This is a genomic window from Actinokineospora auranticolor (assembly GCF_041897805.1).
Lineage (GTDB): Bacteria > Actinomycetota > Actinomycetes > Mycobacteriales > Pseudonocardiaceae > Actinokineospora > Actinokineospora auranticolor.
On the sequence record NZ_CP154825.1, the window covers coordinates 3,296,534 to 3,323,463 of the forward strand.

A 26,930-nucleotide genomic window follows, 5' to 3' on the forward strand; every position below is an offset into this window, starting at 1 on the left:
CAGGGGCAGGGTCGAGCGGGCACGGCCGCGCAGGGGCGGTCTGGCAGGGCGGGGTCATGAGGAGTTGGGCGGGGTCGGGCGGAGTCGGGCGGGGCATGCGGTGTGGGCGGGTCGGGCGGGTCGGGTGGCGCTGGTCAGGCGTCGTCGGCGCGTAGGGAGCGGATCATGCTCCGCAGGATTCGGGACGCGGCCGATCGCTCGGCGTCGGTCATGTCCGCCAGCATCCTGACCTCGACGGAGCGGACCGCGACGGTGGCCTTCTCCAGGCTTCGGCGTCCGCGCGGTGTGAGTCGCGTCGGAAGGACCTTGCCGACCGGGGCCGCCGCGGGTCTGGTCACGTAGCCGTCTCGTTCCAGGGCTTGGAGCAGGACGTTCATCGTCTGCCTGGTCACGAACGCGCCCCGCGCGAGGTCGGAGTTGGACAAGCCCGGTCGTTGTGCCAGCAGTTCGAGGCAGGAGTAGTGCGTCACGTTCATCCCGAGCGGCCTCAGCACCTCCTCCATCGCCACGCGCAGGGCGCTCGACGCCTCCTTCAGCAGGTAGCCCAGGGACGTGTCCAGGTCGATGCCCGCGCCGTCTTGACTCATGTCAGCATTCTGACATAGCTTGGTCTGTGTCAGAAGACTGACATGAAAGAGAGGATGCCCGCGATGCCCGTCACCGGACCCGACTTCATCTCCCTGCAAGCCCGCGACCTCGACGCCTCACGCGCGTTCTACGAGCGGTACCTCGGCCTCGTCCGCTCGCCGGTCGGACCGCCGCACGCCGTCGTCTTCGACACGAAGCCGATCGCGTTCGCGCTCCGCGACGTCGTCCCCGGTACCGACCTCGACTCCGCCGCCCACCCCGGGGTCGGCGCCGCGATCTGGTTGCGCGCCACGGACGTCCAGGCCATCCATGACGCTCTCGCCGCCGACGGCCACGCCATCGTCGCCGAGCCGATCGACGGCCCCTTCGGCCGGACGTTCACCTTCGCCGACCCCGACGGCTACCGGATCACCCTCCACGACCGCGCCTGACCGGCGGTCGCTCAGTCCCAGGTGAGGGGGAAGCGGGCCGGCCCCCGGGTGGAGACGCCGCGCTTCCAGTCGATGGGGGCGTCGGCGGCGCGGAGGCCGGGTAGGCGTCGGAGGAGGGTGCCCAGGGCCACCTGCAGTTCCATCCGGGCCAAGGGGGCGCCCAGGCAGTGGTGGGGGCCGTGGCCGAAGCCGACGTGACCGGTGCCCGCCCGGGTGAGGTCCAGGTGGTCGGCGTCCGGGTAGACCGACTCGTCGCGGTTGGCGGAGGTCAGGGCGGGGAGGACGGCCTCGCCCGCGCGGACCAGGACGCCGCCCAGTTCGACGTCTTCCGTGGCGTAGCGGGGGATCCCGCCGCCGACGCCGAGGGGGACGAACCGCATGAGCTCCTCGACGGCCTGGGGGAGCAGAGCGGGGTCGGCGCGCAGTTTCGCCAGCTCCTCGGGGTGGTCCAAGAGGACGTAGACGAAGTTGGGGATCTGCGACGCGGTTGTCTCGTGGCCCGCGATCAGCAGGCCCATGGCCAGCGAGACGAGTTCGTCCTCGGACAACCGGTCCTCTTCGTCCCGTGCGACGACCAGGGCGCCGATGAGGTCGTCGGTCGGGGTTTCGCGGCGTTGGGCGATCAGGCCCGCCATGTACGCCATCATCCGGTCGGTGTGGTCGCGGACCTCGTCCGGCGTGTACTTCGTCGTCGACAGGAAGGCGTCGGACCAGACGCGGAAATCGACGCGGTCCTCGAAGGGGACGCCGAGGAGTTCGCAGATCACCGTGATCGGCAGGGGGAGCGCGAACAGGTCCACCAGGTCGGCGGGCGGACCGGTGGCGATCATCTCGTCGACCAGCCGGTCGGCGATCTCCTGCGCGCGCGGGCGCAACTGCTCGACGCGGCGGACGGTGAACGCCTTCATGACCAGCCTGCGGAGGCGGGTGTGGTCGGGCGGGTCGAGGCTCAGGATGCTGCCGGGCGGGTTGAGGTGCGGGCGCAGCCGGGGCTCGTCGCGGCCCGCGCTCGCGGCGCGGCTGAAGCGCGGGTCGCCGAGGACCGTCTTGACGTCCTCGTAGCGCGTGGCCATCCAGGCGGGTTCGCCGTAGGGGAGGCGGACGCGGATCAGCGGGTGCTCGGCGCGCAGCCGGTCGAACAGCGGCTCGGGGTCCAGCCGCTCGGGTTCGCTGAACGGGTAGGTCACGGGGTTGGTCATCGTCATGGTGACTCCTCGCCACGTGGAGACTTGTCCGTTTGGTTACGTTCAGTACTCAGACGGTTGTCTTAGGCCACCATAGCGCGGTTACCCCCACCGGCGTCTTGCGGCGGTTTCGGCCCACGCTCGCCCCGGGAGGGCCAAGATGACCGACATGAGCACCGAGACAATGGCGTCGACACGGGGTTCGGTGAGCGCCATGGACGGACGTCCCTCGCCGCGCCGCGGCCAAGCCGAGGCGACCCGCGCGCTGCTGCTGCGCACCGCCGAGCGCCTGTACGCCGAGCGTGGCCTGGCCCAGGTCTCCAACCGCCAGATCGTCGAGGCGGCCGGGCAGGCCAACAACTCCGCCCTCACCTACCACGTGGGCACGCGGACCGACCTCATCCACGCCATCACCCACGCGCACGGCCAGCCGATCGCGCACCGCACCAGCGAGATGGTGCGCGCCGCCCGCGGCAGCGCCGACCCGCGCGTGCACGTGGCGAGCCTGGTGCTGCCGTACACCGAGCACCTGGCCACCCTCGGCACGCCGAGCCACTACGCGCGGTTCACGGCCCAGGTCACCGCCGACCCGGCGTTCGCGGGCGGCATCCTGGCCGACCCGCTGCTGGCCCCCCACTTCCAGGAGGGGTTGACCGCCGTCTGGTCGCACGTGCCGGACCTGCCCCCGGCCGAGGCCGCTCTCCGCAGCCAAACCGCCCGACTGGCGATCATCCACACGTGCGCGGAACAGGAGCGAACCGCCGCCGAAACCGGCACCCCCGCCGACTGGCTCCTCATCGGTCACGCCCTCACGGACGCCGTGACCGGCCTTCTCCTCGCCCCCCGGCACACCCCGGGAACCTGACCCGATCGCACCCGCGCGATCCGCGCCGCGGTGGTGGACGCGGCAGCGGCGTGCGCTGGGTTTCAGCGGGTGTGGCTAGGCCTCTTCGGTGCGGGTCCAGGTGACGACGAGTTCCTTGCGCTGCCCGAACCGCTCCAGGTGGGAGCCCAGGACGTGCTCGACGCGGGCGATGCCCTCGGGGTCGGTGCCGGTGGCGGTGAGGGTCAGGACGCCGTCGCCGATGATGACCTGGCCGGTGGTGTCGGCGATGGTGGTGGTCGAGGTGGGGCCGTCGGTGCTGAACTCGATCTTGCGGCTCAGGTGGGCGACCAGCTGCTTGGCGTAGCGCTCCGGGCTGTCGGTGGCGACGTCGGCGCGTGAGGTGTAGGTCGGCAAGGGGATGTCCTCCAGGCATGGCGGATGGGCTTGTTCGTTCAGCTTCACCAGGTTTAGGTGAAACCTCAACCAACCCGGCCTGTGGCTTGGGTCATACGGATCGTGCACCGACCGCGCGGAAGCCGCACGCGGTCACGGTGTGCCGATCGCGGTAAGAGGGTCGGTCCTGGCTGCCCGGCGCGCGGGCCAGAGCGCGGCTACTACGGCGAGCACGACCATCCCGGCCAAGGACAGCGCGATGACGCCGTAGGGGACGGTGAGATCCCACAAGCGTTGACCGAACATCGCGTGCTGCAGAACGGCCCCCACGACCAGACCGACCACAACCCCCAGCAAGGCGCCGAAGAGCGAGATGACAACGCTTTCCGCGCGGACGGTGTCCCGGACCAGCGATCGCCGGGCGCCGACAGCGCGCAGGACCCCGATCTCCCGCGCGCGCTCCATGACCGACAGCGCCAACGTGTTCACCACGCCGAACACGGCGATCACGACGGCCAGGCCGAACATCGCGTACATCAGCGCGAACGCGGCCCGCTGGGCGGCGATGCCCTGGGCAGCCAAGCCCTCCCGGTCGGTCACGGTCACGTCCGGGCGCCCGGCGAACGCCGCCGTGACACCAGCCCGCGCCGCCGCCGGGTCGGGGCCGGTGGCGTAGATGGAGGTCTGCCGGTCGCGGATGGACCGGGGGGCCAGCGCGACGTCGTAGTAGATGCTCGCCTGCAACTCCGTCGCGTCGTAGATGCCCACTACGGGACGGGAAACCGGATGCTCCGAGACGAGCGTCACGACGTCCCCGAGGCCGAGTCCCAGCATGTCCGCCTGGTTCCGCGAAATGACCAGGCCCGCCCGTAGATCCGCCACCCCGGCGGTGATCCTCGGCGTGAGCACCGTGCCCAGCGCGTCCGGTTCGATCGCCGACGCCTTCCGCTCCGTCTCCCCACCCGCGTACCGGACGCCGACGACCACCTCCCGGCTCGCCGCGACCGCGGACACCCCCGGGGCCGACGCCACCGCGGCGAGATCGCGGGGCGTCAGCACCGCGCCGGGAGCGGGCTGCGCGACCGTCGTCGACGGCGGCACGGTGGCCAGGGTCGTCGACGCGATCAGGTCCGTGAACGTCGCGCCGACCGTGCCGAACGCGACGACCAGCCCCAGGCCGACGGTGATCGCCGACGCCGTGCTCGCGGTCCGGCGCGGGTCGCGGGCGGCGGCGCGCACCCCCAACCGCCACGCCGGACGACCCCGCGCGGGCAAGCGCCGGAACAACGCCGATGCCATCACCGGAGCCAGCAACAGCACCCCCGTCGCCCCCACGAGCGCCGCTCCGATCCCCACGAGCCGAGGCAGCGTCTCCGCGCTCGGGTCCGCCGTCGCCACCACCGCCACCACCGCGGTAGCCACCAGCGCGAGCCCCACCACCGTCCGCCCGAGCACGACGCGCGTCGGCTCCACGGCGTCCGTGCGCAGCGCCGCCACCGGAGGCACCTTCGCCGCCCGACGCGCTGCCCCGTGCGCCGCCGCCACCGTCACCAGCAGAGCGAGCCCGTATCCCAGGGCGATCGCGGTGAACGACACCGAGTAGGTCATGTCGTCACCCGGGCGCATGGCCGCCAGCACCAGTGGACCGAGACCCACCCCGAGCCCGCAGCCGACCGTGCCACCGGCGAGACCGAGCACCACCGCCTCGCCCACCACCGCCATCCGCACCTGGCGGCGCTTCGCCCCGACTGCGCGCAGCAGGGCGAACTGGCGGGTCCGCTGCGTGATCAGGATCGTGAACGCGTTGGCGATGACGAACAGGCCGACCAGCAACGCGACCACCGCGAACGGCAGCAGCGTCGCCCGCAGGTCCGCCGCGTCCTCTCGGGCCTGCGCCCGCCCGGCTTCCGCCACGTCGGCGCCCGCGCGGACCGCGGCACCCGGCGCCGCCTGCCGCACCCGCTCCAGGTCCAACCCGGGCCCGGTCAGTTCCACGCGGTTGACTTCGCCCAGCAGCACACCTGGACCGTCGAACGCGACCGCGGGTTCGGGGTCCTCGTCGCGCGGCCCGAGCGGCGTGTAGTCGAACACGCCGGACACCTCGAAGACCCGACGGCGTCCCTCCGACAGCAGCACCTCGACCTTCGCGCCGACCGCCACCCCGAGGGACCGGTCGACCGCCACCTGCTCGGGCCCCACCGGGCGCCGACCGGCTGGCAGGTGGAACCGCGGCGAGTCCGACCACGTCGTGCCTGCCTGGTCCAGCGCGGTCTTCGTCGATATCAGCTTCCCGTCGCGCCCCAGCGGCCCCGCGCGCCCGACCACCACCTCGTCTACCCGCACCACCCCCGGCAGCGCCCGCAACGCGTCGGTGGCCACCGGCCCACGCACGACGGCACCCACGTCGTCGCGCGTCGTGGCACCCGCCAGCGTGGTCGCCACCGAGTCCGACACCACCCAACTCGCCACCGCGGCCGCGACCCCTAGCGCGATGGACAGCAACGTCACGACCAGCCTGCCGCGGTGGGACAGCAGGTCCCGCACCATCGCCTTGCGCATCAGCGCCGCTCCAAGGCGCGCATGCGGTCGATGACGTCGTCGGGGGAGGGCGCGCGCAGTTCGTCCACGACGCGACCGTCGGCGAGCAGCACCACCCGGTCGGCGTACCCCGCCGCCACCGGGTCGTGGGTGACCATGACCAGCGTCTGCCCCAGCGCGTCGACGCTGCCGCGCAGGAACCGCAGCAACTCGCCCGAGGTCGCCGAGTCGAGCGCCCCGGTCGGCTCGTCGGCGAACACCACGTCCGGGCGGGTGACCAGGGCGCGGGCACAGGCCACCCGCTGCTGCTGCCCACCGGAGAGCTGGCTCGGCCGGTGCCGGACGCGGTCCGCCAAGCGCAGCGTCCGGATCACCCGGTCCAGCGTCTCCTGATCGGGCGAGCGGCCCGCCAGGTCGAGGGGGAGGGTGATGTTCTCCAGCGCGTTGAGCGTGGGCAGCAGGTTGAACGACTGGAAGACGAAGCCGACCCGGTCGCGGCGCAGATCGGTGAGTCGGTCGTCGGGCAGACCGGTCAACTCGGTGTCACCCAGCCAGACCCGGCCCGCGCTCGGGCGGTCGAGCCCGGCGGCGCAGTGCACCAGGGTCGACTTGCCGGAGCCCGAGGGGCCCATGATCGCGGTGAACCGGCCGCGTTCGAACGCGACGTCCACGTCGTCGAGCGCGACGACCTCGGCGTCACCGCCGCCGTAGCGCTTGGTCAGGCCCGCCACCCGGACGGCGGCCGTGTGTCCATCCATGATCACCAGCGTGGTCGGCGGTCGGGGCGGGCGCGTCGGCCGGACGTCGACGGTCGCGGTATCGAAAGTGACGGCCCGGGCCCTACCGGGGACGGATGTCGGCCGGTCCGCCGATCACTAGCCTGGGCGCCGTGTCCAGGTCGAGGGGGATCGAGCCGGTCGTGCTCGGGGCGGTCGCCGTGCTCGGCTGCTTCCTGCCCCGCGACGCGCCCAGCCGCCACATGTGGGAGTGGGCCGGGATCGGCACTGTGCCGCCGCTGGTGTCCTCCGCTGTCCTGGCGGCGTTGTGCCTGGTGGCGTTCGTGGTGCGGCCGCGGTGGCCGTTGTACGTGGTGGCGGCGGTGGCGTGGTCGCTGCGCTCGCTGTGGCCGCCGTTGGTGGTGGCGTCCTATTCGGCCGCGGTGGGCGCACGGCGACCGGGACACGTGTTCGCGCTGACCGTGGCTGGGACGGCGCTGGCGGTGCTGCCGGAATACGTCGGCGTCGGGGTATCGGACCTGCCACCGTCGATGCTGGTCACGTCGTTCGGCAGTGCCGCCCTGTTCGTGTGGTTGCCCGCCGCGGTAGGGTTGTGGGTGTCGGCGCGGCGGCAGGCGGTGGCGGCCGCGCTGGAGGCCGTGCGCCGTCAGGCCACCGAGTTCGCGGAGAAGGTGCGGCGGGTCAGGGGCGCCGAGCGGGCTCGGATCGCGCGTGACCTGCACGATGTGGTCGCGCACCGGGTGTCGCTGATGGTCCTGCACGCGGGCGCGCTGGAGGTGAACGCCCGGGACCCGGAGACCGCCGACGCCGCCGGGCTGATCCGCTCCACCGGCCGGGAGGCGTTGTCGCAGCTGCGGGACGTGCTCGGGCTGCTCAACGCGGACGACGAACCGGGGGAGCGCCGACCGGCCGCGACCCTGTCCGATGTGGACGAACTGGTGGCGCGGTCGCGGGCGGCGGGGGTCCCGGTGACCCGGCGGGACGAGGGAGAGCCGCGGGACCTGCCGTTGGTGGTGGAACACGCGGGTTACCGGGTCGTCCAGGAGGCGCTGACGAACGTGCACAAGCACGCGGGTTCGGCGGAGACCGAGGTCGTGCTGCGGTACTCCGCGGCGGCGTTGGAGATCGAGGTGGGCAACCGCGCGGGCGAACCCGCGGACCCGCTGCCCGGCAGCGGACTCGGGTTGGTCGGCCTGCGCGAGCGGGTCGAACTCCTCGGGGGCGAGTTCACCGCGGGGCCGCGACCGGACGGGTTCGTGGTGTCCGCCCGGATCCCGGTGCGCGCCCGGTGATCCGACTGCTGCTCGTGGACGACGAGGAACTGGTGCGGGCGGGGCTGCGCATGATCCTCACCTCGGCCGACGACATCACCGTCGTGGCTGAGGCCGCCGACGGCCGCGCGGCGCTGGACGCCGTCGCCGCGCACCACCCCGACGTCGTGCTCATGGACATCCGGATGCCCGGCGTGGACGGGCTCACCGCGCTCACCGAGCTGCGTCGCGCGGGGAACTCGGTGAAGGTCGTCGTGCTGACCACCTTCGACCTCGACGACCACGTCCACCACGCCTTGTGCGCCGGGGCGTCCGGGTTCCTGCTCAAGGACGTGCCTCCCCGCGACCTGATCACCGCCGTGCGCACGGTGGCGGCGGGCTCGGCGATGCTCGCCCCGACGGTGACCAAGCGGCTCATCGCGGCGTTCGCCGAGCGGCACCCGGCCCGCGCGCGCGAGGCCCGGCACCGGCTCGCCGTGCTGACCGACCGCGAGCGGGCCGTGGTCCGACTGGTCGCCCGGGGCCTGCCCAACGCCGAGATCGGCCGCGACCTGGCGATGAGCGAGGCGACCGTCAAGGCCCACGTCAGCCGCGCCCTGGCCAAACTCGGCATGACCAACCGGGTCCAGGCCGCGATCCTCGCCCACGACGCGGGCCTGGACGCCTAGTGCCGCATCTCGGAAGGTTGACCCGTTGATCGGTGTGGTGGTCCGGGCTGGTCCTCTCGTGTCGAGCGGGTGGTGGTCGTGGGTGTTCGTCCGGGGTGTTGGTCGGGTCGTCGTCCACACTGCGCGACCATCCGCCCGCCGACGGCCGGGCGATCCGTGTCGACGAGTTCGGGCCGCTCACCCTCGCGCCCCGCAAGGGGCACGGCATGGCGACCGAGTGGACCACTGCGGCGATTGCGCGCCACCTACAACCGACGGCACGGCGTCACGCACCTGCTCGCCGCACTCGACCTGACCACGGGGCTACCTCACCCTCAACGGCTCCGATCACCACAGCCACCCCGAGCAGAACGCCGCGATCGCGGCCTACATACGCCGACGCAACGCCCGAGCCAGACCCAAGACCGGCCTCGCCACCGACTCACCCATCCGCACCGGGACCCACTACCCGATCAAGGTCGCGTGACGCGGCACTAGCGGTCACCGCCCAGCCGCGGTTTCGCCTCGAGCCGACGAATCTTCGCCACTGCACCCGGATTGGTGCGCCGCTCCTGCCGTTGCTCCGTCGGTTCCGTGCGTCGATGCGGCATCGTGGCGATCGACGTGGGTCCGAGGGGCAGGCCGCGTGAACCGTGAGCCCACAACGTGAAACCCGAGCCGGGAAAGCGGTTGCGGGAGCGGCGGGTGACGGTTACCCGGGCTAGGTCGGGACGCAGACGCCGGTTCGCCAGGCCCAGGCGGCGACCTCGACGCGGTTGCGGGTGCCCAGTTTGCGTTGGGCGTTGGACAGGTGGGTCTTCACCGTCGCCTGGGTGACGTGCAGGCGCGTGGCGATCTCCTCGTTCTGGTGGCCCTTGGCGACGAGCCGGACGACGTCCAGTTCGCGTTCGGTCAGCGGTTCGGTGGGGTCCGGCTCCGGGGTGGTCTCCGTGGTGCGGCTCGGGGCGAGGTGAGCGAGCAGGCGCACGGTGACGGCGGGGGAGACCAGCGTCGTCCCGGCCGCGGCGGCGCGGACGGCCTCGACCAGCAGCGCGGGGGACATGTCCTTGAGCAGGAAGCCGCAGGCGCCGTTGCGGAGCGCGCGGTAGACGTACTCGTCGAGGTCGAAGGTGGTGGCGATGAGGACGTTGAGCGGGGCCCGCACCCCGGCGCCCGCCAGCAGCCGGGTGGCCTCGAGACCGTCGAGGTGGGGCATGCGGATGTCGAGCAGGCACACGTCCGGGCGCAGCCTGCGGGCCTCGTCCACGGCGGCGCGGCCGTCGGCGACCTCGGCGACGACGGTCATGTCGGGCTGCGCGGCGAGGATCATCCGAAAGGCGGAGCGGACCATGTCCTGGTCGTCGGCGATGAGGATGCGGATGGTCACGGCGCGCTCACCATGGCCGGGAGGACCGCCCGCACCCGCCAGCCGTCGGTGGTCGCCCCGGCGGTAAGGCTGCCGCCCACCGCGGTCACCCGTTCGGTGAGGCCGACAAGGCCGTGCCCGTCCTGGGGCCGCGGCTCGTCGGGCTGGCCGCCGTCGTTGGTGACGCTGAGTTCGAAGCGGCTCTCCGGTCCGGGGCGGGCCACGATCTCGACGCGGGTCGCGGTGGGGGCGTGGCGCAGGACGTTGGTCAACGACTCCAGCACGACGTGCTGGGCGGCGTTGACCGTCGGGTGCGGGAGCATCAGATCGGCCACCCCCGGGTCGAGCGCGGTGGTCGGGGTCGGCCCGGCGAAGCCCGCGACGGCGGCGGCGACGACCTCGGTCAAGGTGGTCACGGGGTGCTCCGGGGCCTTGCCACGCATGACCGTGACCATGGTGCGCATGGAGGCCAGGGCGCGGGAGCCCGCCTGCTCGATACCGGCGAGCATGGCGTCCAGGTCTTCCGGGTCGGGTGGCACGCCCGCCGCGGTGACGTAGCGGACGGCCTTGGTCTGGGCGACGATCGCGGTGACGTGGTGGGCGACGAAGTCGTGCAGGTCGCGCGCGTAAGCCAGGCGCTGGGCCTGGCGGGCGAGCTCGTAGGCGTCCGCGCGGCGCCGGTCGTGCAGCCGCAGGTACAGGCCGAGCAGGCCGATGAACCAGATGCCGACGCAGAGAATGCCGATCAGGACGCCCTTGTGGTGGGTCTCCGCGGGGTCCAGCCGCAGGGGCAGGGTGGCGATCACCGTGGCCAACCCGAACGCGAACCCCGCCGCGCGCAGCGGCGCGCACTGCACGATGACGCGCGCCAGCAGCCAGTACAGCGCGGCCGCCTCGATCGTGCCGAACGTGTTGTCCGGCCGCGCGGAGACGAACAGGCAGACGGTGGTGAACGTCCCCGACGCGCCCACCACCGTCAGTACCTGACCCGTGCGCGCGGTTGCCGACATCAGGGCCAGTGCGGGTAGCACCCCGCACACCACGAGCCCCACCCCGATGGGGACCGTGGGCGCGGACAGCCCTTCGATGATCAGCGCGAATCCCGCCGCGGCCAAGACGACCGCGATCGTGATCCGGATCCACACCTCTCGCACACGGCCAACGCTACGGCGACCAGTGGTGCCCCCACCTCCTTCTTTCGGCTGACCCTTGGCGAGTGACCGCGGCGTCCTCAGCGGGCCCGGCGCCGGGCCGCCGCGCCGGGATCGGGGGAGAACAGCAGGTGGCGGGGCGGTCGGCGGTGTCCGGTGTGGACTGCCTCGCCTCATTCGATCGGTCGAGTGGACGGTTGTCCCGGCCGGGTGGATCGAGTCCCGGGTGCGCGTCTCGGCCATTCGGTTGAGTCGGGCCTCCGAAGATCAGCGGTGTGGAGGAGGTGGCGGGACGGCGGGCCGGTGGATGCTCGCCAGGCACAACCGAAACGACACGGGGGAGCGGATGAGTGACGTGGTGGCCGAGGTGCACGACCTCGGGAAGGTGCACGGCGGCGGATCGGCGCGCGTCGTGGCCCTGGACGGGGTGACGGCCGCGTTCCGGAAGGGGGAGTTCACGGCGGTCATGGGGCCGTCGGGGTCGGGGAAGTCGACCCTGCTGCACTGCCTGGCCGGGTTGGACACCCCGACCTCGGGTGCCGTGCGGGTCGGCGGGACGGACCTGTCCACCCTCGACGACGACCGGCTCACCCGGCTGCGGCGGGAGCGGATCGGGTTCGTGTTCCAGTCGTTCAACCTGGTGCCGACACTCACCGCCTGGGAGAACATCACCCTGCCGCTGACCATGGGCGGGGTGCGACCGGACCGGGACTGGGTCGAGGGGATCGTGGCCGCGGTCGGGCTGTCGGACCGGCTGCACCACCGGCCCGCGGAGCTGTCCGGCGGGCAGCAGCAGCGCGTGGCCTGCGCCCGGGCCATGGCGACACGGCCGGACATCATCGTGGCCGACGAACCCACGGGCAATCTCGACACCCGCTCCGGCGCCGCGGTCCTGGGCCTGCTGGCCGGCTGCGCGCGCCAGTGGAACCAGGCGGTCCTCATGGTCACCCACGACCCTATGGCCGCCGCCCACACCGACCGCATCCTGTTCCTCACCGACGGCAGGCTCGCCGACGAGATGCCCGCGCCGACCGCGGACCGCGTGCTCGACCGCATGCGCGACCTCGACCCGGAGGCGGCTCATGGCTGAGCTGTGCCGTCCACCGGGTTCGCGTTGTCAGGCGGGGGAGTGATGATGAGGTACGCGGTAAGGGCCGTGGTGGCGGCCAAGGCGCGGTATGTGTTGCCCGCCATCGGGATCGTGCTCGGGGTGGCGTTCGTCGTGTCCGCCCTGGTGTACGGGGAGGCCGTTCGCGCGATGGCCGAACGGGACGCGGCGCTGGCGGACGTGTCCGTCGAGGTCGGTCCCGATCGGACCGAAACTCCACTCGACTCGGCGTTGGTGCGCAGGTTGGCGCAGGTGCCCGGGGTCGCTGGTGTGCGGCCGATCGCGCGGGGTTGGGCGTTCCTGGTCGACCGCGAGGGCGGTACCGACCGGGCGGCGGCGACCAACTACCTGCCGTCCCGACACACCCTCGACGCCGGGCAGGCTCCCCAGGGCGCCAACGAGGTCGTGCTCGATGACAAGGCCGGGTACTCCGTTGGTGACCGCGTGCGGATCGTGGTCAACGGGGTTGTCCGCGATGTTCGGGTCTCGGGGACCACCGCCGCGTCGCGGTCGCTCATCGTCCTCGACACCGCGACCGCGCGGAAGGACTTCGCGGCGGCGCCGGACGCCTACACCGAGGTCGACCTCGTGGCCGCTGCGGGGACCTCGGAAAGCGCGCTCCTGGCCGCGGTCAAGGAGGTGTTGCCGGATGAGTTCGGTGCCGTGTCCGGGACGGAACTCGCCGCGTCCGCGCAGGCCGACGCGGAGAAGATCACCGAGATCCTCCTCGGGTTCGCCGCCATCGCGCTGTTCGTGGCGTGCTTCCTCATCGCCAACACGTTCACCATGCTCTCCACCGCGCGCGCACGGGAGAACGCCCTTCTCCGGGCGATCGGCGCGTCCCGGCGCGCGGTCTTGCGGCGGGTGCTGGCCGAGGCCGCGGTGCTCGGGGTCATCGCCACGGTTCCCGGCTATGTCGTCGGCATCGGGGGAGCCGCGCTCCTGGGGAATCTCTTCTCCGACGGACCGCCGCTGCAAGCCCTGGCTCTGACGCCGATTCTCGTGGCCCTGTGCGTGGGGCTCGGTGTCACGGTCGTGGCCGCCTACCTGCCCGCGCGTCGCGCCGCCGCCATCCCGCCGATCGCCGCACTCCGCACCGGGCTGCCGGTCGACCAGCGGAGTCTCAACCGCAGGTCCGTTGTGGGCGCCATCAGCACGGCCGCCGGTCTTGCCGCGATCTGTGCCACGCCCCAGACCTGGGAGCTGATCTACCTTGGCGCGCCGCTGCTCATGCTCGGCCTCATCGCGCTCACCCCGTGGCTCGGTCTGCGCCTCACCGCGCTCATCCGGCGTCCGCTGACCCGGCTCGCCGGGCCACGGGCGACGCTGGCGGTGGAGAACGCCCGCCGGGTCCCACGACGGACCGCGGCCACGGCCAACGCGCTGATGGTCGGCTTGGCCATCTGCGCCGCCGCCACCGTCCCGCTGGCCTCGCTCGCCGCCGAGGCGGAGCGGGCCGCCGACACCGGGGACACCGCCGACCTCAGGATCACCCCGGTCGACTTCGCTGCCCTGGCACCCGACACGGCTGCCCGGGTCGCGGCGGTGCCCGGGGTCCGGCTGGTGTCGCCGGTCGGGAACGCCCACCTGGACCTCGGGGGTGGGCGGGCGCTCGACGCCGCGGTGGTCGACCCGGTGAGCCTGCCCCAGTTCGTTCCCGTCACCGTGCGCGCCGGGGTGTTAGGCAGTCTCGACCACGCCATCGCCGTCACCACCGAGACCGCGACGCGACGCCAGTGGGCTGTTGGTACACGGGTTTCCACGTACACCGTGGCCGCGATCGTGGACCTGCCCGCCGGGTTCGGGCACGACGCGTTGGTCGCGAGTGATCCCGACGGACAGCCGCCCGCCTCGATCCTCGTCCGCGCCGATCCGGGCCAGGCCGACGCCGTCCGCGACCGGATCCGGGCCGCGCTGGACAACCCGACGGTACGGGTGCACACCCGCACCGAGTACCGCGAGGCCGCGGCCGAGCCGTACCGGCGGTTCCTCGGGATCCTCTACGCGCTGCTCGGCGCCGCCGTGCTCATCGGCGCGCTGGCGGTGGCCACCACCATGACAATGTCCACAGTGGAGCGAACCAGGGAGGTCGGGTTGCTCCGCGCCATCGGTATGACCCGCGCCCACGTTCGCGCGGCGTTCCGGTGGGAGTCCGTCGTGGTCGCGCTCCTCGCCGCCGTTGTGGGGTTGCCCGCCGGGGTGCTGATCGGCTCCTCCGCCGTCTGGGGACAGGACAGCGTCGCGCTGGCGATCCCTTGGCCGACGCTCGGGTTGTTCGTAGTGCTCACCGCCATCATCGGCGTGGTCGCAGCAGCGTGGCCAGCCTGGCGAGCGAGCCGGTTACCCGTGCTGGACGCCCTGCGCTCGGACACCGAGTGAACGAGCGGGCGCGCGCCGGGCGCCTTACCGCGGTCCCGACCATGGTCGCGGTGGACGGGGGCGACGATGGCGGGCCGGTTCTGTGGCGGGTCGTTCGGTAGCGGGTCGGGTGTGTTCCGGCGCAAGCCGATCGACCGGATCGAGGGCGAGCCCGGTGGCGGGCTGACCAGGTCGCTGGGGCTGTAGCAACTCACCGCGATCAGGGTGAGCGGCATCATCGGCGTGGGGGTGTTCTCGCTGGCCGGCACGGTCGCCGACAAGACCGCCGGGCCCGCGGTGGTGCTGTCGTTCCTGATCGCGGGGATCGCCAGCGCCGCCGCCGCATTCTCCTACGCCGAGTTCGCGGGCCTGATCCCCCGGGCACGGGCAGGGTCGGCCTACACCTACGGCTACGCGGTGCTCAGCGAGATCGTCGGCTGGTTCATCGGGTGGGACCTGCTGTTGGAGTACACCGTGATCGTGCCGGTCGTGGCCATCGGCATCAGCGGATACTTCTCCAACACGCAAACGCGGGATCCATCCCCACTCGGAGTATGACGCTCCGTGGGCCCGCACCGTACTGGCACTCCTACTCCTACGATGCTGTCTCGGCAGCCGCACCTCCGAGGTCCTGCACGCCACGGGAGGCGACACCACCCGCACCTACACCTAGCCCGCCGCCGGGCAACCGCGACGGAACAGCCTGACCCAGGTCAGCACCACGAAGACCGGCCAGCCCACCGCAACCGACTCCTTCACCTCACCCACCTGGGTGCCCGGGAGTACGACTCGACCACCGGCCGGTTCGTCTCGGTGGACCCGGTGCTCGACACGTCGAACCCGCAGCAGATGCAGGGCTACACCTACGCCAACAACAACCCGGTCACCTACGCCGACCCGTCCTCTCTTCGTCGATTGCGGTTGCCCATCCGACAAGTACGGCGCCGACAACATCCTCTACGAGGCCAATGGCAACATACCGCTCACCGCCCAGGACGCGGCCAGGTTGCTCGCGGTCAAACAGCAGAACCGATGGCAGAAGGCTGCGAAAATATCAGGTAAGGTGGCAAGCGGAAGTCGCCAAACTGCTCCAGGAGTGCACGAAACTCAGCTCGAAGTGCCCCGCCTCCGCCAGAAAAGCTAAGTCCAACGCCGCTGCTTCGAGACCCCGATCCCGCCCACCACCATGAAGGACGTCGTCGCTTCGTGGGCAGGCATCCCCAGGGTGATCCTCGACTGGACCACCCCGATCTTCGACGTCGCCGACTGTGTCGACGATCCCGGGGCCATCAGTTGTGCGGCGGCTGGAGCGGCCTTCCTCCCAGGTGTGGGCAAGCTGCTGGGCGAGGGCGGCAAGAAGGTACTCGAAGCCAGCGAAGTGGTCGCCGAGGACACGATCAAGGCCGATAATGTTCCTGCGGTCAAGCTGCACTCCGATCGAGTAAAGGGAGCGGAGTCGGCGACCATCGACTCTCGTAAACTCACTGAGTATGCGCTCAACCCCGATCACCCGGTCGGTGGGAATAAGGCCAGAGTGTTCGAGAGTGCCCTTGGCTTCAACCTCTCGAACGCCGACGACCTCATGAACCAGTTGAAGCGCGGAGTGCTCGAGAACCCCGCAGTCGCAGGTAAGGCGGATCAATACGGCTCTCGGTGCACCGTAGAGATTCCTGTGGTCGGTCCGAAGGGCAACGGTAGGGTGGTCACTGGATGGATGGTGCCCGCCAACGGAGGTCCGACGACCTCGAATACCTTGTTTGTGAAGTGATCATCATGTTCAGACAGCTTGATGTGGTTCGCATCAAGACGTCCTCGCCAGAGCATGGCCTCGACGCGGGCGCCCGTGGTGTGGTCGTGCAAATCTACGAAGCTCCGGGTCTCGGATACGAGATCGAAGTCGCCGATGAGGACGGACGTACCCGCTACCAGGGGGCCTTCGCGCCTGAGGACCTTGAGCCTTGGTGACATCTCGATGAAGCCGAGCGCCTGGTAGTCCGTGCCACGCCGGTTCGTCAGAGCCGCCCGCCTGTCAGAAGTTCATCGACGGTGGGCGGCTCCGGCGCGATCGGCGCCTTCGGCCCGGATGTGGGTGAGTTGCTGAGGTGGAAGGTCTTGAAGGCGCGGGCAAGGCCGCAGGGCGGTTGATGAGGCCGCGGGCAAGGTCGACGAGGGTGCCGAGGGCGAGTCCATGGCGGCGCGTGGTGGGCGGCCTCGACCGTCGATGACATCGACCGACCTGGTGGCGAGCTGATCGGCCAGGCCGGGAGCATGGCGTCGATCCGTGAGGTCAAGGGCGGCATGGCCGAAGCCGAGGCGATGTTCCAGCAGTTGGCCCGAAACGGTACCGGGGTGGCCCAGAACGACGATTTCATTTGAGTCAAACTGGACGATGGTGGAATCGTTCAACTCCGCTGGGTCATGTCACGGAGTCCGAACTCCGCGGCTACCATTGATGTGAATATCGCGGGCCTGCCCATCGAGAAGGTGAAGTTCAACCCATGATCGAGTCGGAGTTGATAGCGGTGATGTCCGTGGTCGTGGACATCAGTCGAGAACTCGAGGACGATCACGTCGAGCTGTGGAAGCTGCCCAAGAACCTCCGCGCGGTGTTGCCTTCGGCCGATGACGATCAGATCCAGGGGATCACCCGCGCCATGCTGATCGCCTTACTGGACAGCAATGTGGTACTGGGCGATCTCAGTGGCAAAACCGGACTGTTCGAGCCATGGCCCGAGCCCGTGGCGTCGATTGACATCGCGATGGCGATGTGGCGTGACCTAGGACGTGATCCGAACATAGGCGATGTGGCCTGGCTGTCGCGACTGCCCAGAGCTGATTGAGAACATCTTGAACGCACGGCGCGACCACAACCTGACTCGGCTTGAACTCGGCCGCTTTCCTGCCTGTAGAGCTGAACGTCACCGAACCGAGAGGGCGTGGGAATGAACACACCCATGGAGGCGACCCGGTCCGCGGTCGCGCAAGTATGGCAGGGCGTGCTGGACGGCACCATCAGCCGCGACGAAGCCCACCGGTGGGCCGCGCCGTGGGTGGAGGGCGATTCAGGCGTGGAGGATCCGATGACCAACTCGGGCTTGCAGCACTTGCACGGGTTCGACCTGGTGTGGGTCGACGACGCCCGTACAACCGTCCGGCACGGTGGTGGCGGGCTACCCGCGCATACGCGGACGGATGTCCAGCAGGCGTTCGCGGCCTGGCGCACGGCTTGCGACAGCTATGACGCCGACCCGGCGGGGTACCTCCGCCGGGTGAAGGCGGCGGCGTTGGCTGCCCTGTCGGAAGAGTCGCGCTGACCGCGGCCGCCCGGGACGGATCCAGTCTCTCGACTCGCCGGTCACGCGAACCGGCTGCGAGATGAAGCGAAGGCTGCCGGTTCTGCGAGGCTGCCACCACGTGGGAGATAGTCGATGACTGTCAAGGGCGTGTAGAGCGGGGCGACGGGATCATGTCGCGCCAGACTGTCAACAACCCATGTCAGTTTCAGACTCGGAGTGTGGCACTCCGTGTTGGGATGGTCATCACCGAATTGTTGGACCTGCTCGGTGTGCACCGTGGATGCTCGGGGCGCCCGGTACCGAGGGCGCCGATGAGGGCGCCGGGCAGCTACGTGGTGAACCTGTTCGCCGCGCTGCTGTGCCTGCTGATCGCGTTCGTGCTCAACCAGGGCATGAAGAACGCCGCGCGGTTCGAGACGGTTCTGGTCTACCTCAAGGTCGCGGTGGTGCTGTTGGTGATCGTGGTCGGTGTCTTCCACATCGACGCGGGCAACTACGACCCGTTCTTCCCGTTCGGGGTGTCCGGCGTGTTCACCGATGCCGCCACGGTGTTCTTCGCGGCGTTCGGCTACGACGCGATGAGCACGGCTGCGGATCACCTTGTTGCTGGGTGGCGCGGCGGCGGTGATCGTCGGGTTCCTGCCGATCGGGGAGGCGGCCGAGCTGACCGACATCGGCATCCTGCTGGCGTTCGTCGTGGTGTGCGTGGCGGTGGTCGTGTTGCGGTACAAGCGGCCCGACCTGCCGCGCACCTCCCGGACCCCGGGGATGCCGGTGGTGCCGATCGTGGGTGTGGTGTTCTCGCGGTGGCTGATCACGTTCCTCCAGGTCGAGACCTGGCTGCGGTTCGTCGTCTGGTTCGCGATCGGGCTGGTGGTGTACTTCGTCGCCTACGGCAGGCGGCACTCCGCGCCGGCCCGATCGGCTGCCGAGGACGAACAGGGCACCGCCGAGCAGTTGTAGCGCGACCATGCCGACGATCGTCGTGCGGTCGCCGAGCGCCGCGTACGCGACGCCGCCCGCGACGAGGCCGAGCATGCCGCCGACCAGGATGATCGCGGAGATCAGGGACAGGGTGTGCGTGCGGAGGCCGGGTGGGACGCGGGTGAGTTGCACGGCTCCCGCCGGGCCGTTGGTGAGGCCGTTGAACACGCCCGCCACGCCGAGGCACGCGATGAGCAGGGTGGGTGTCAGGTCGATGAGGAGTACGCCGAAGAGGAGGGCCTGCGCCAGTTTGCCCGTGGTCGTCAGCGGGATCAGCGGGTAGCGGCGGACGGCGCGGGTGGCGGCCAGGCTGCCGACCAGCGCGCCGCCGCCGAAGGCGCTCAGCGCCGCGCCCACCACGGTGACGTCGCCGCCGAAGCGGGTCGCGGCGAGGACGGGGATGCCGACGAACAGGGTCTGCCAGGCCATTTCGGTGAGCACGGTGGCCGCGGTCCAGCAGAGCAGCAGCCGATCCGCGCGCAGGCAGCGCCAGCCGTCGGCGGGTTTGGTGGGTGCCGTCGGGCGCGGCACCGGGGCGGGGACGCGGCGCCAGAGGATCGCGGCGGTGGTCAGGTGGGCCGCGGCGGCCAGGTAGAGCACGGACGGGGTGCCGAACAGGGTGATCAGCGCCGCCGCCAGCGGGGGACCGGCCAGCAGCGCGGTGCGGACGGCGCCCTGGAGCAGGGAGGTGGCGCGGCCCAGGGCGATCTCGTCGGTGCCGATCAGGTCGGCGACGATCGTCTGCTGCGCGGCCAGGTAGGGCGCCGTGCCGACGCCGATCGCGAAGACGAGGGCCAGCAGGACGGGGAAGGCGAGCAGGTCCAGCGAGTGCAGGGTGGCGATCGCGGTGACGAGCCCGGCGCGGCTCAGGTCGGCGCCGATCATCCAGCGGCGCGGGCCGACCCGGGCCGCCCACCCGCCGCTGACCACGCCGAGCAGGGCGATCGGCAGGACCTGGGCAGCCAGCACCCAGCTCATCCGCGCGGGGGAGCCGGTCGAGGTCAGCACCAGCCACGGCAGCGCCACCAGCGCCAGCTCGGCGCCGGTGGTGGCCACGACCTCGGCGGTGAGCAGGGGGCGCAATCCGGGGGTCGACACCGAGCCAAAATAACACGAGCGCTCGTTTTAGATAGCTGATCGCTCGGATAGGCTGTTCGCATGCCCCGCACGACCCCCGAGTACGCCGAGGCCCGGCGCGTCCAGGTCCTCGACGGCGCCCGCCGCTGCTTCGCCCGCCACGGGTACGAGGGCACCACCGTGCGCGTGCTGGAGTCCGAGATCGGCCTGTCGAGCGGGGCGATCTTCAACTACTTCCCGAGCAAGCTGGACCTGTTCGTGGCCTTGGCGGAGCAGGACACCGCCCGGATCGCCCGGCTGTGGTTGTCGGGCGGCCTGCGCGCGGTGGTGGAGACCTTCGCCGAAGTCGGCCAGGAACTCTCCGGCAGCTACCTCGAACTCGGCCGCCGCGTCTGGTCGGACCCCGAGTTCCGGGAGAAGTGGGAGACGCGGGGCGCGGAGCTGGCGGCCGCCATCGATGAGGGCATCGCCGCCGGGGTCCGCGAAGGCCGGTTCCGCACCGACATCCCCGCCGCCGCCCTCGCCGACTTCGCCACCATCGTTCTCGACGGCTTCATGCTCCGCATCCGCATCGGCGGGCTCCCCGCCCACCGCGAACAGCTCTACGTGCTGTTCGAAGACGCGCTCGCCGCCCTGCGCGCACCCGTGAGCTGACCGTCGCGGCGGTTGGTGGTGGACGGGCGGAGCGGCTTCGGCGTGAGTCCACACAGGACTAATCCGTGCGTTGTCACACCTGGGATCTCAGCACGTCGACCTCGCAGCCCGGCGCGGCCGGGTCGAAGCCGTGCTCGAGCAGCCAGCGGACGCCGAGCTGGCAGCGCGCGGACCGCCACCCGCTGATCACGTCCAGGTCGACGTCGGTGCCGTAGCCCTCGATGACGTCATCGAGGTGTTCCCGGTGCCCCGAGGTCAAGGAGGCCAGGTCGAACAGCGGATCGCCTTGGCGCGCCTCGGACCAGTCGAGCACGCCGGTGACCTCGTCGCCGTCGACGAACACGTGGGCGAGCTGGAGGTCGCCGTGGGTGAACACCGGCGTCCACGGGCGCAGCGCGGCGTCGGCGATTCGGCGGTTGCGCGCGACCAGGTCGGCGGGGAGCACGTCGTTCGCGACGAGCCACGCGCACCCCTCGTCGAGGTGGGCCGCGATCTCGTCGAGGCTCGGGCCGCGACGCCTTCAGGAACACGTCGCCGACGCGCAGGGTCGCGCGCTCGCGCTGGGCCACGACGACCTCGACCTCCGCCACGCCCGCGAGTATCGCGGGCCTGATCACCCGCTGTCGCGCGGGTTATCGCCGCCGCGGTGGTCGGAGGAACACCGTTCGCCGTCGGGGCTTGCCGCATTCCGTCTCCCGCACCCGATCTACCAGGCGGTTTCAGCCATACCCACGGTACGCCGGGGTCTGGCGCGTTCTCTCCATGCCGACCGCGTGCCGACGCGGGAACTGGGGGGAACGAAACCGATGCTGCGAATACACTTCGACTCCGACGACCTGGCCAGGGTGCGGGTCGCGGACGCGCCGGATCTGCTGTGGGAAACGCTGCTGAGCCTGCACGTGCTGCAGGGCACGATGGGCGAGGTGGTGTTCGGGGCCTGGCGCTCGCGGGTGCGGGGCAGGCTGGACCAGTCGGTGCGGATGCTGATGGCGTTGACCCCGCCGCGCGGGTACTCGCCGGACTTCCTCACCCCGTGCACGGGCGCGACCGAGTTGGCCGCGGCCGTCGACGCGCTGCTGACCACGCCGAAGTCGGCGCTCTGCACCGACCTGACGCTGCTGGCCTGCGAGCAGCGGCTGCCCCCGTGGGCGTCGTCGCTGGCCCGCGGCGACGTGGACACGCTCAAGGAACTGGGCGCCGCGCTGCGCCGGTACCACACCGTCGCGCTGGAACCGCACTGGTCCGCGATCTCCAGCCAGGTGCGGGCCGACCGGCTGCGCCGCGGCGAGGACGTGCTGCGCGGCGGCGTCGAACGCCTGCTGGCGACCCTGCACCCGTCGGTGCGGTGGCGCTCGCCGGTGCTGGAGGTGGCCTACCCGGTGGAGCAGGAACTGCACCTCGGCGGGCGCGGGTTGCTGCTCGTGCCGTCGATGTTCTGCTGGCAGGCGCCGATCACCCTGCTCGACCCGGCGCGCCAACCCGTGCTGGTGTACCCGGTCGAGCGCAACCCGAGCTGGTCGACCGGCGTCGGCGGCGCGCGGTCGACGACGGCGCTGCTGGGCCGCACCCGCGCGGCCGTGCTGGAGGCCATCTGCGGCAGACCCGAGCTGACCACGACCGAACTGGCCAAGGAGGTCGGCATCTCGCTGGCGGGCGCGAGCCAGCACGCGACGGTGCTGCGCAACTCGGGCCTGATCACCACGGACCGGGCGGGCGGTACCGCCCGGCACCGACCGACGCCGTTCGGGATGACTTTGCTGACCGTCGGTGCCACGTGACCCGAAAGGGTCGTTGTTCGTTCCCCTGAAGGGGCGGCGGTCTCTCGGGTCGTGACTGCCTACCCTGGAAGCACAGGCGATCGGGCGGGGGCGCGCGCGTGGTGGACGGGGATGGATCGAGCGGGGACGGGACCGATCAGGCGGGCCGGGCTGGACCGACTGACCGGGCCGGGGACGGCGCTGGAGTGCGCAACGAGCTGAGCGGCACGGTGGTGGGGCAGGCGATCCTGGCGGGCAGCCTCACCACCGTCGGCGGCGACCAGCACCTGCACTTCACCGACGGCGTGCACGAGCTGCGCCGCGTCCTCCCCGGCGCCATCACCCGCGACTGCCCCTACCCGGGGCTGGCGCCGTTCGGGCCGGAGCAGGCCGAGTGGTTCTTCGGCCGCGACCGGCTGGTCGCCGACCTGGTGCGCCGCCTCGACCGGCGGTGCGCCGACGGTGGCCCGCAGGTCGTGGTCGCGCCGTCCGGCGCGGGGAAGTCCTCGCTGCTGCGCGCCGGGCTGGTGGCGCGGCTGGCTCGGGGCGCGCTGGCGGGCTCGGACCACTGGCGGACGCTGGTCTGCACCCCCACCGCCACCCCGCTGGCCACGCTCACCGCCGCGCTGGCCCAGATGACCGGTGCCACCGTCACCGACCCGTCCGAGTGCGTTGCCGCGCTGCGCGAGGTGGTGCCCGACGGCGACCGGGTCGTGGTGGTCGTCGACCAGTTCGAGGAGCTGTTCACCCTCTGCGCCGACGAGGACGAGCGCCGCGCGTACACCGACCTGCTCGCCGAACTGTCCCAGCCGCCGATCGGCCTGGTGGTGCTGGGGATCCGGGCCGACTTCTACGCCGACTGCGCCGACCACCCGGCGTTGCGCGCGGCGCTGCAGGACGCGCCGCTGGTCGTCGGTCCCATGTCCGTGGACGAACTGCGCGCCGCCATCCTCTTCCCGGCCCGGTCGGTGGGGATGATCGTCGACGAGGGCGTCGTCGAGGTGCTGCTGCGCGACCTCGGCGCGACCGACGACCGCTACGAGGCCGGTCGGCTGCCGCTGCTGGGCCACGCCCTGCGGGCCAGCTGGCAGCACCGGTACGGCACCCGCCTGACCGTGCGGTCCTACGAGATCACCGGCGGCATCCAGCACGCCATCGCCCGGACCGCCGACGAGGTCTACGAGAGCCTCACCGAGGCGGAACAGCGGTTGACGCGGTCGCTGTTGCTGCGACTCGTGCGCATCGGCGACCGCGAGGAGACCCGTCGACGGGTCCCGCACACGGAACTGGCCGCCCTCGCGGACCCGGCCGCGGTGGCCCAGGTCGTCGACGCGTTCACCCAGGCCCGGCTGCTGACCCACCACCAGGAGACCCTGGAGATCACCCACGAGGCGCTGCTGCGGCACTGGCCCTGCCTGCGCCGGTGGATCGACGGTGACCGCGCGGCCCGGCTCACCCGCCAAGGCGTCGAGGAGGCGGCGACGGCGTGGGTCGAGCACGACCGCGACTCGGCCATGCTGCACCGCGGCAGCCTGCTGGACAACGCCGTCACCTGGGCCGCGACGGCCGAGCCGGACGAGCTGAGCCCCCTGGCACGGGATTTCCTCCTCGCGTCCAGGCGCTCCCGGCGGCGCACCACCCGCGTCCGGACCACCGTCATGGCGCTGCTGGCGGTGCTGGCGGTCGTCGCGTCCATCGGCGCGGTCACCGCCTACGACAAGGCGGCCGAGGCCGAGGAGCAGCGGGACCTGCTGCGGTACGGGCAGGTCGTGACCGCGGTGGGCGACGCCGAGAAGGTCGACACGGCACTGGCCGCGCGGCTCGACCTGGTGGCCCACCGGATGAAACCCGGACCGGACACCGAGACCCGGCTGATCAACGCGGCGGGCTACTTCCCCCTGTCGGCGCCGCTGGCGCCGGAGGTGAAGTTCACCGGCGCGGTCGCCGTGCACCCCGGTACCGGGCTGATGGCCGCCGCCACCGACGACGACAGCGTGCGCCTCTGGGACCTTTCCGACCCCCACAAACCGCGTCCGGTCGGCTCCCCCCTGCGCGGCCTGGAGTTCGGCCGCACCACGCTCGCGTTCCGCCCGGACGGCAAGGTCCTGGCCATCGGTGGCAAGTACGGCACCAGCTACGCGATCCGGTTCTACGACGTCTCGGACCCGACCCGCCCGCGCGCGCTGGGCGCCCCGGGACCCGCCGCCCCGCAGGAGTTCGGGCGGGTCACCCCGGCCACCGTGGAGCGGATCACCACCATGCGGTTCAGCCCGGACGGGCGGATGCTGGTCACCGCGGCCGTGCACCCCCAGGGCACCGAGCGCGCCGCGCTGGTGCGGTTGTGGGACGTCAGCAACCCGGAACTGCCCGTGCTGCTGGTCGACCCGGTCGCGGAGGAGTCGGGGGACGTGAACGCGGTCGCGTTCGGCTCCGGCGGGCGGCTGCTCGCGGCGGCCGTGCAGGGTCAGATCCGGTTGTGGGACCTGGCGGACCCGCGGAACCCGACGCCGCTGGGGACACCGCTGGGCGGCGCGGAGACGGTCTACGCGTTGGCGTTCGGCCCGAACGACCGCTACCTGGTCAGCGGCGGGGACAGCCAGGTGGTGCGGTTGTGGGACCTCACCGACCCGGCGCGCGGCAAGCCGTTGGGGCAGCCGCTGCCCGGGCACTTCCGCGGCGTGGTGTCGATGGCCATCAGCCCGGACGGGCGCGCGCTCGTGACGGGTGGCGCGGACGCGGTGGTGCGCCTCTGGAGCGTGGCCGTGCCGTCGGCCGTCACGCCGCTGGCGTACGCGCCGGGGCACGCGAACACGTGGGTCGACTCGGTGGCGTTCGCCCGCGACTCCCGGACCGTGGTGAGCGGGGGCGTCGACGGGGTGCGGGTGTGGGACATGCCGTCACCGTGGGTCACCGGGGCCACCAACGGGGTCTCGAACTCGATGAGCGCCATGGCGTTCAGCCCCGACGGGCGGTGGCTGGCGACGGGGACCGTGGGGCCGGTCGTCCGGTTGTGGGACGTGGCCGACCGCGGCCGTCCGGCCGTGGAACTCAAGGGGCACACCGAGGAGGTCTGCGGGATCGCCTTCGGCGGCACCCTGCTGGCCACCTCCGGCGGCGACGAGTCGGTGCGGCTGTGGGACGTGTCCGAGCCGACCCGGCCGAAGGCGCTCGGGCCGCTGCTGGGCCACGGCTCCCGGGTGTGCGCGCTGGCGTTCAGCCCGAACGGCCGGGTCCTGGCGTCGGGGCGTGAGCACATCCAGCTGTGGGACGTCGCCGACCCGGCCCACGCGGTCGCGCTCGGGTCGCCGATCGACGTGCAGCGCAACTACGTCAACGCGGTGGCCTTCAGCCCGGACGGCCGCCTGCTCGTCGCGGGCGCCAAGGACTCGACGATCCGGGTGTGGGACGTCGCCGACCCGGCGCGCCCGGCAGCGCTCGGGGGACCGGTGGTGGGACACACGGACGAGGTCACCGACGTCGCGTTCAGCCCGGACGGCCGCACCCTGGCGTCGAGCGGCAAGGACCGCTCGATCCGCTTCTGGGACTTCACCGATCCCGCGCACCCCCGTCCGCGGGGAGCCCCGCAGACCAACCACACCGGACAGGTCAACTCCATCGCCTTCAGCCCGGACGGCCGCTTCCTGGCCTCGGGGAGCACCGACATGACCGTCCGCCTGTGGAACGCGGACGACCCGTCGCCCTACGGCCTACCACTCGGGGGCAACGTGCTCAGCGTCGCCGCGGTCGCGCTCAGCCCGGACGGCCGGTGGCTCGCGTCCGGCGCGGACCAGACGGTGCGGTTGTGGGACAGGGACGTGGGTCACGCGTTCGACCGGATCTGCCCCAATACCAAGGGGGTGCTGACCCAGGAGTCGTGGAACCGTTCCGTCGGGCCGGGGGTGGACTTCCTGGACCCGTGCTAGCCGGAGAGCAGGTTGACGGCGAACACGGCACCGCAGGCGATCACCACACCGATCAGCGCGACGATCGTCGAGTCCGGTGTGGACCGCGCGGCGAAGCTCATCGCGGCGAAGATCCCCGCGCGCGCGATCGCGGGCGCGCCGACCCGTTCCCCTCTGCCGAGGCAGCCGCAGACGACGGAACCCTTGGTGTTCAACAGGACTGTGAGGTATCCGGCGAACACGACGTAGAGCAGCCCGACGGCGGTCAGCGCCCCGGGGATCGGGGCGCCGAACACCGCCGCGGCACCGGCGACGCCGAGTACCACCTGCGCGACCTCGATCAACGCCGCCGCGGCAGCCCCCCGCGCCCAACGGGGCGCGACGTCGTGTGCCGCCAACGCCGACCGGAGCGGGGGTCCCCACAACACCCGCCGCGCGACGGCCAGTACCAGCAGGAGGCAGCCCGCCAGCGCGAACCCCGCCACGATGATCACTGCGGGCATCCGACCGAGGTGCTGCCCCGCTTCGGCGTACCCGCGCCAGTTCCCCGCATTGGCCGAAGATAGCAAGGCTCCGTCCCGGTCGACCTCGGTGCTCGCCAGGGCGGCCGACTCGCCCGTGGATGCGCGGAAACCGCGCCGTGGAAACGACTTCACTCGATC

Annotated in this window: 23 protein-coding genes and 3 pseudogenes; 16 read left to right on the forward strand and 10 right to left on the reverse strand. The window is 71.8% G+C overall.

The window, feature by feature from the left end; all coding sequences use genetic code 11:
• Window positions 1-134: 134 nt before the first annotated feature.
• Window positions 135-587: a MarR family winged helix-turn-helix transcriptional regulator gene (locus V5P93_RS15020; protein ID WP_104476118.1), complete on the reverse strand. Its 453-nt coding sequence runs from the start codon at window positions 585-587 to the stop codon at window positions 135-137.
• A gap of 63 nt (window positions 588-650) precedes the next feature.
• Between V5P93_RS15020 and V5P93_RS15025 the strand changes: the two genes are divergently transcribed.
• Entirely contained in the window at window positions 651-1,019 is a 369-nt protein-coding gene (locus tag V5P93_RS15025; RefSeq protein ID WP_104476119.1) for a VOC family protein, read from the forward strand.
• A gap of 11 nt (window positions 1,020-1,030) precedes the next feature.
• Here V5P93_RS15025 and V5P93_RS15030 read toward each other — a convergent pair whose 3' ends face one another.
• Window positions 1,031-2,224, reverse strand: coding sequence for a cytochrome P450 (locus tag V5P93_RS15030; protein WP_104476121.1), 1,194 nt, complete (start codon window positions 2,222-2,224; stop codon window positions 1,031-1,033).
• 148 nt (window positions 2,225-2,372) lie between these two features.
• Between V5P93_RS15030 and V5P93_RS15035 the strand changes: the two genes are divergently transcribed.
• Entirely contained in the window at window positions 2,373-3,068 is a 696-nt protein-coding gene (locus V5P93_RS15035) for a TetR/AcrR family transcriptional regulator (protein WP_219823873.1), read from the forward strand.
• 75 nt (window positions 3,069-3,143) lie between these two features.
• On the opposite strand, the gene V5P93_RS15040 is transcribed toward V5P93_RS15035, so the two are convergent.
• The 3 genes from V5P93_RS15040 to V5P93_RS15050 all read right to left on the reverse strand — a co-directional run bounded on the left by V5P93_RS15040 (window position 3,144) and on the right by V5P93_RS15050 (window position 6,718).
• Entirely contained in the window at window positions 3,144-3,491 is a 348-nt protein-coding gene (locus V5P93_RS15040) for a DUF2218 domain-containing protein (protein WP_219823874.1), read from the reverse strand.
• 84 nt (window positions 3,492-3,575) lie between these two features.
• The gene (locus V5P93_RS15045; RefSeq protein WP_104476124.1) at window positions 3,576-5,981 is read right to left on the reverse strand and encodes an ABC transporter permease; all 2,406 of its coding nucleotides are present in this window, start codon (window positions 5,979-5,981) and stop codon (window positions 3,576-3,578) included.
• Complete coding sequence (locus tag V5P93_RS15050; protein WP_104476753.1) at window positions 5,981-6,718, reverse strand: ABC transporter ATP-binding protein; 738 nt, start codon at window positions 6,716-6,718, stop codon at window positions 5,981-5,983. The genes V5P93_RS15045 and V5P93_RS15050 overlap by 1 nt, the downstream gene beginning before the upstream one ends.
• 131 nt (window positions 6,719-6,849) lie before the next feature.
• Between V5P93_RS15050 and V5P93_RS15055 the strand changes: the two genes are divergently transcribed.
• Window positions 6,850-7,989 carry a sensor histidine kinase gene (locus V5P93_RS15055; RefSeq protein ID WP_181043262.1) on the forward strand — a complete coding sequence of 380 codons (1,140 nt, stop codon included), beginning with the start codon at window positions 6,850-6,852 and terminating at the stop codon, window positions 7,987-7,989.
• Window positions 7,986-8,636 (forward strand): response regulator transcription factor, encoded by a 651-nt coding sequence (locus V5P93_RS15060; protein ID WP_104476128.1) that lies wholly within the window; start codon window positions 7,986-7,988, stop codon window positions 8,634-8,636. Before V5P93_RS15055 ends, V5P93_RS15060 begins: the two co-directional genes overlap by 4 nt.
• Before the next feature lie 700 nt (window positions 8,637-9,336).
• Here V5P93_RS15060 and V5P93_RS15065 read toward each other — a convergent pair.
• Both V5P93_RS15065 and V5P93_RS15070 read right to left on the reverse strand, forming a co-directional pair.
• Entirely contained in the window at window positions 9,337-9,966 is a 630-nt protein-coding gene (locus V5P93_RS15065; protein WP_245931003.1) for a response regulator, read from the reverse strand.
• 32 nt (window positions 9,967-9,998) lie between these two features.
• Complete coding sequence (locus tag V5P93_RS15070; RefSeq protein WP_181043263.1) at window positions 9,999-11,135, reverse strand: sensor histidine kinase; 1,137 nt, start codon at window positions 11,133-11,135, stop codon at window positions 9,999-10,001.
• A 343-nt stretch (window positions 11,136-11,478) separates the two neighbouring features.
• On the opposite strand from V5P93_RS15070, the gene V5P93_RS15075 reads away from it, so the two are divergent.
• The 9 genes and pseudogenes from V5P93_RS15075 to V5P93_RS15115 all read left to right on the forward strand — a co-directional run.
• Window positions 11,479-12,222 carry an ABC transporter ATP-binding protein gene (locus V5P93_RS15075; protein ID WP_104476133.1) on the forward strand — a complete coding sequence of 248 codons (744 nt, stop codon included), beginning with the start codon at window positions 11,479-11,481 and terminating at the stop codon, window positions 12,220-12,222.
• A 45-nt stretch (window positions 12,223-12,267) separates the two neighbouring features.
• A complete protein-coding gene (locus V5P93_RS15080) occupies window positions 12,268-14,619 on the forward strand; it encodes an ABC transporter permease (RefSeq protein WP_181043264.1) in 2,352 nt (783 codons plus the stop codon).
• A gap of 66 nt (window positions 14,620-14,685) precedes the next feature.
• Window positions 14,686-15,117 (forward strand): annotated as a pseudogene (locus tag V5P93_RS15085) (amino acid permease); the annotation flags it as partial.
• A gap of 294 nt (window positions 15,118-15,411) precedes the next feature.
• Window positions 15,412-15,660, forward strand: a complete 249-nt coding sequence (locus V5P93_RS15090; RefSeq protein WP_245930942.1) for a hypothetical protein — start codon at window positions 15,412-15,414, stop codon at window positions 15,658-15,660.
• A gap of 124 nt (window positions 15,661-15,784) precedes the next feature.
• Window positions 15,785-16,366, forward strand: coding sequence for a DUF6883 domain-containing protein (locus tag V5P93_RS15095; RefSeq protein WP_146107886.1), 582 nt, complete (start codon window positions 15,785-15,787; stop codon window positions 16,364-16,366).
• A gap of 5 nt (window positions 16,367-16,371) precedes the next feature.
• Window positions 16,372-16,563 carry a DUF4926 domain-containing protein gene (locus tag V5P93_RS15100; RefSeq protein WP_245931005.1) on the forward strand — a complete coding sequence of 64 codons (192 nt, stop codon included), beginning with the start codon at window positions 16,372-16,374 and terminating at the stop codon, window positions 16,561-16,563.
• 533 nt (window positions 16,564-17,096) lie between these two features.
• Window positions 17,097-17,438, forward strand: coding sequence for a hypothetical protein (locus V5P93_RS15105; protein ID WP_104476139.1), 342 nt, complete (start codon window positions 17,097-17,099; stop codon window positions 17,436-17,438).
• 102 nt (window positions 17,439-17,540) lie between these two features.
• Window positions 17,541-17,912, forward strand: a complete 372-nt coding sequence (locus V5P93_RS15110) for a hypothetical protein (RefSeq protein ID WP_146107887.1) — start codon at window positions 17,541-17,543, stop codon at window positions 17,910-17,912.
• A 259-nt stretch (window positions 17,913-18,171) separates the two neighbouring features.
• Window positions 18,172-18,857, forward strand: a pseudogene (locus tag V5P93_RS15115) (amino acid permease C-terminal domain-containing protein); the annotation flags it as partial.
• Here the strand turns inward: V5P93_RS15115 and V5P93_RS15120 are convergent.
• Window positions 18,855-19,976, reverse strand: a pseudogene (locus V5P93_RS15120) (MFS transporter); the annotation flags it as partial. The pseudogenes V5P93_RS15115 and V5P93_RS15120 overlap by 3 nt on opposite strands.
• Window positions 19,977-20,036: 60 nt before the next feature.
• Here V5P93_RS15120 and V5P93_RS15125 point away from each other — a divergent pair.
• On the forward strand, window positions 20,037-20,609 hold the full coding sequence (locus V5P93_RS15125; protein ID WP_104476145.1) for a TetR/AcrR family transcriptional regulator: 573 nt from the start codon (window positions 20,037-20,039) through the stop codon (window positions 20,607-20,609).
• A 73-nt stretch (window positions 20,610-20,682) separates the two neighbouring features.
• On the opposite strand, the gene V5P93_RS15130 is transcribed toward V5P93_RS15125, so the two are convergent.
• The gene (locus tag V5P93_RS15130; protein WP_104476147.1) at window positions 20,683-21,102 is read right to left on the reverse strand and encodes a phosphotransferase; all 420 of its coding nucleotides are present in this window, start codon (window positions 21,100-21,102) and stop codon (window positions 20,683-20,685) included.
• A gap of 313 nt (window positions 21,103-21,415) precedes the next feature.
• Here V5P93_RS15130 and V5P93_RS15135 point away from each other — a divergent pair, with 313 nt between their 5' ends.
• Complete coding sequence (locus tag V5P93_RS15135) at window positions 21,416-22,387, forward strand: winged helix-turn-helix domain-containing protein (RefSeq protein WP_104476149.1); 972 nt, start codon at window positions 21,416-21,418, stop codon at window positions 22,385-22,387.
• A 185-nt stretch (window positions 22,388-22,572) separates the two neighbouring features.
• Window positions 22,573-26,289 (forward strand): WD40 repeat domain-containing protein, encoded by a 3,717-nt coding sequence (locus V5P93_RS15140; RefSeq protein WP_104476151.1) that lies wholly within the window; start codon window positions 22,573-22,575, stop codon window positions 26,287-26,289.
• On the opposite strand, the gene V5P93_RS15145 is transcribed toward V5P93_RS15140, so the two are convergent.
• Window positions 26,286-26,771: a MauE/DoxX family redox-associated membrane protein gene (locus V5P93_RS15145; protein WP_146107888.1), complete on the reverse strand. Its 486-nt coding sequence runs from the start codon at window positions 26,769-26,771 to the stop codon at window positions 26,286-26,288. The two genes, V5P93_RS15140 and V5P93_RS15145, sit on opposite strands and share 4 nt — an antisense overlap.
• Between the last annotated feature and the right edge of the window lie 159 nt (window positions 26,772-26,930).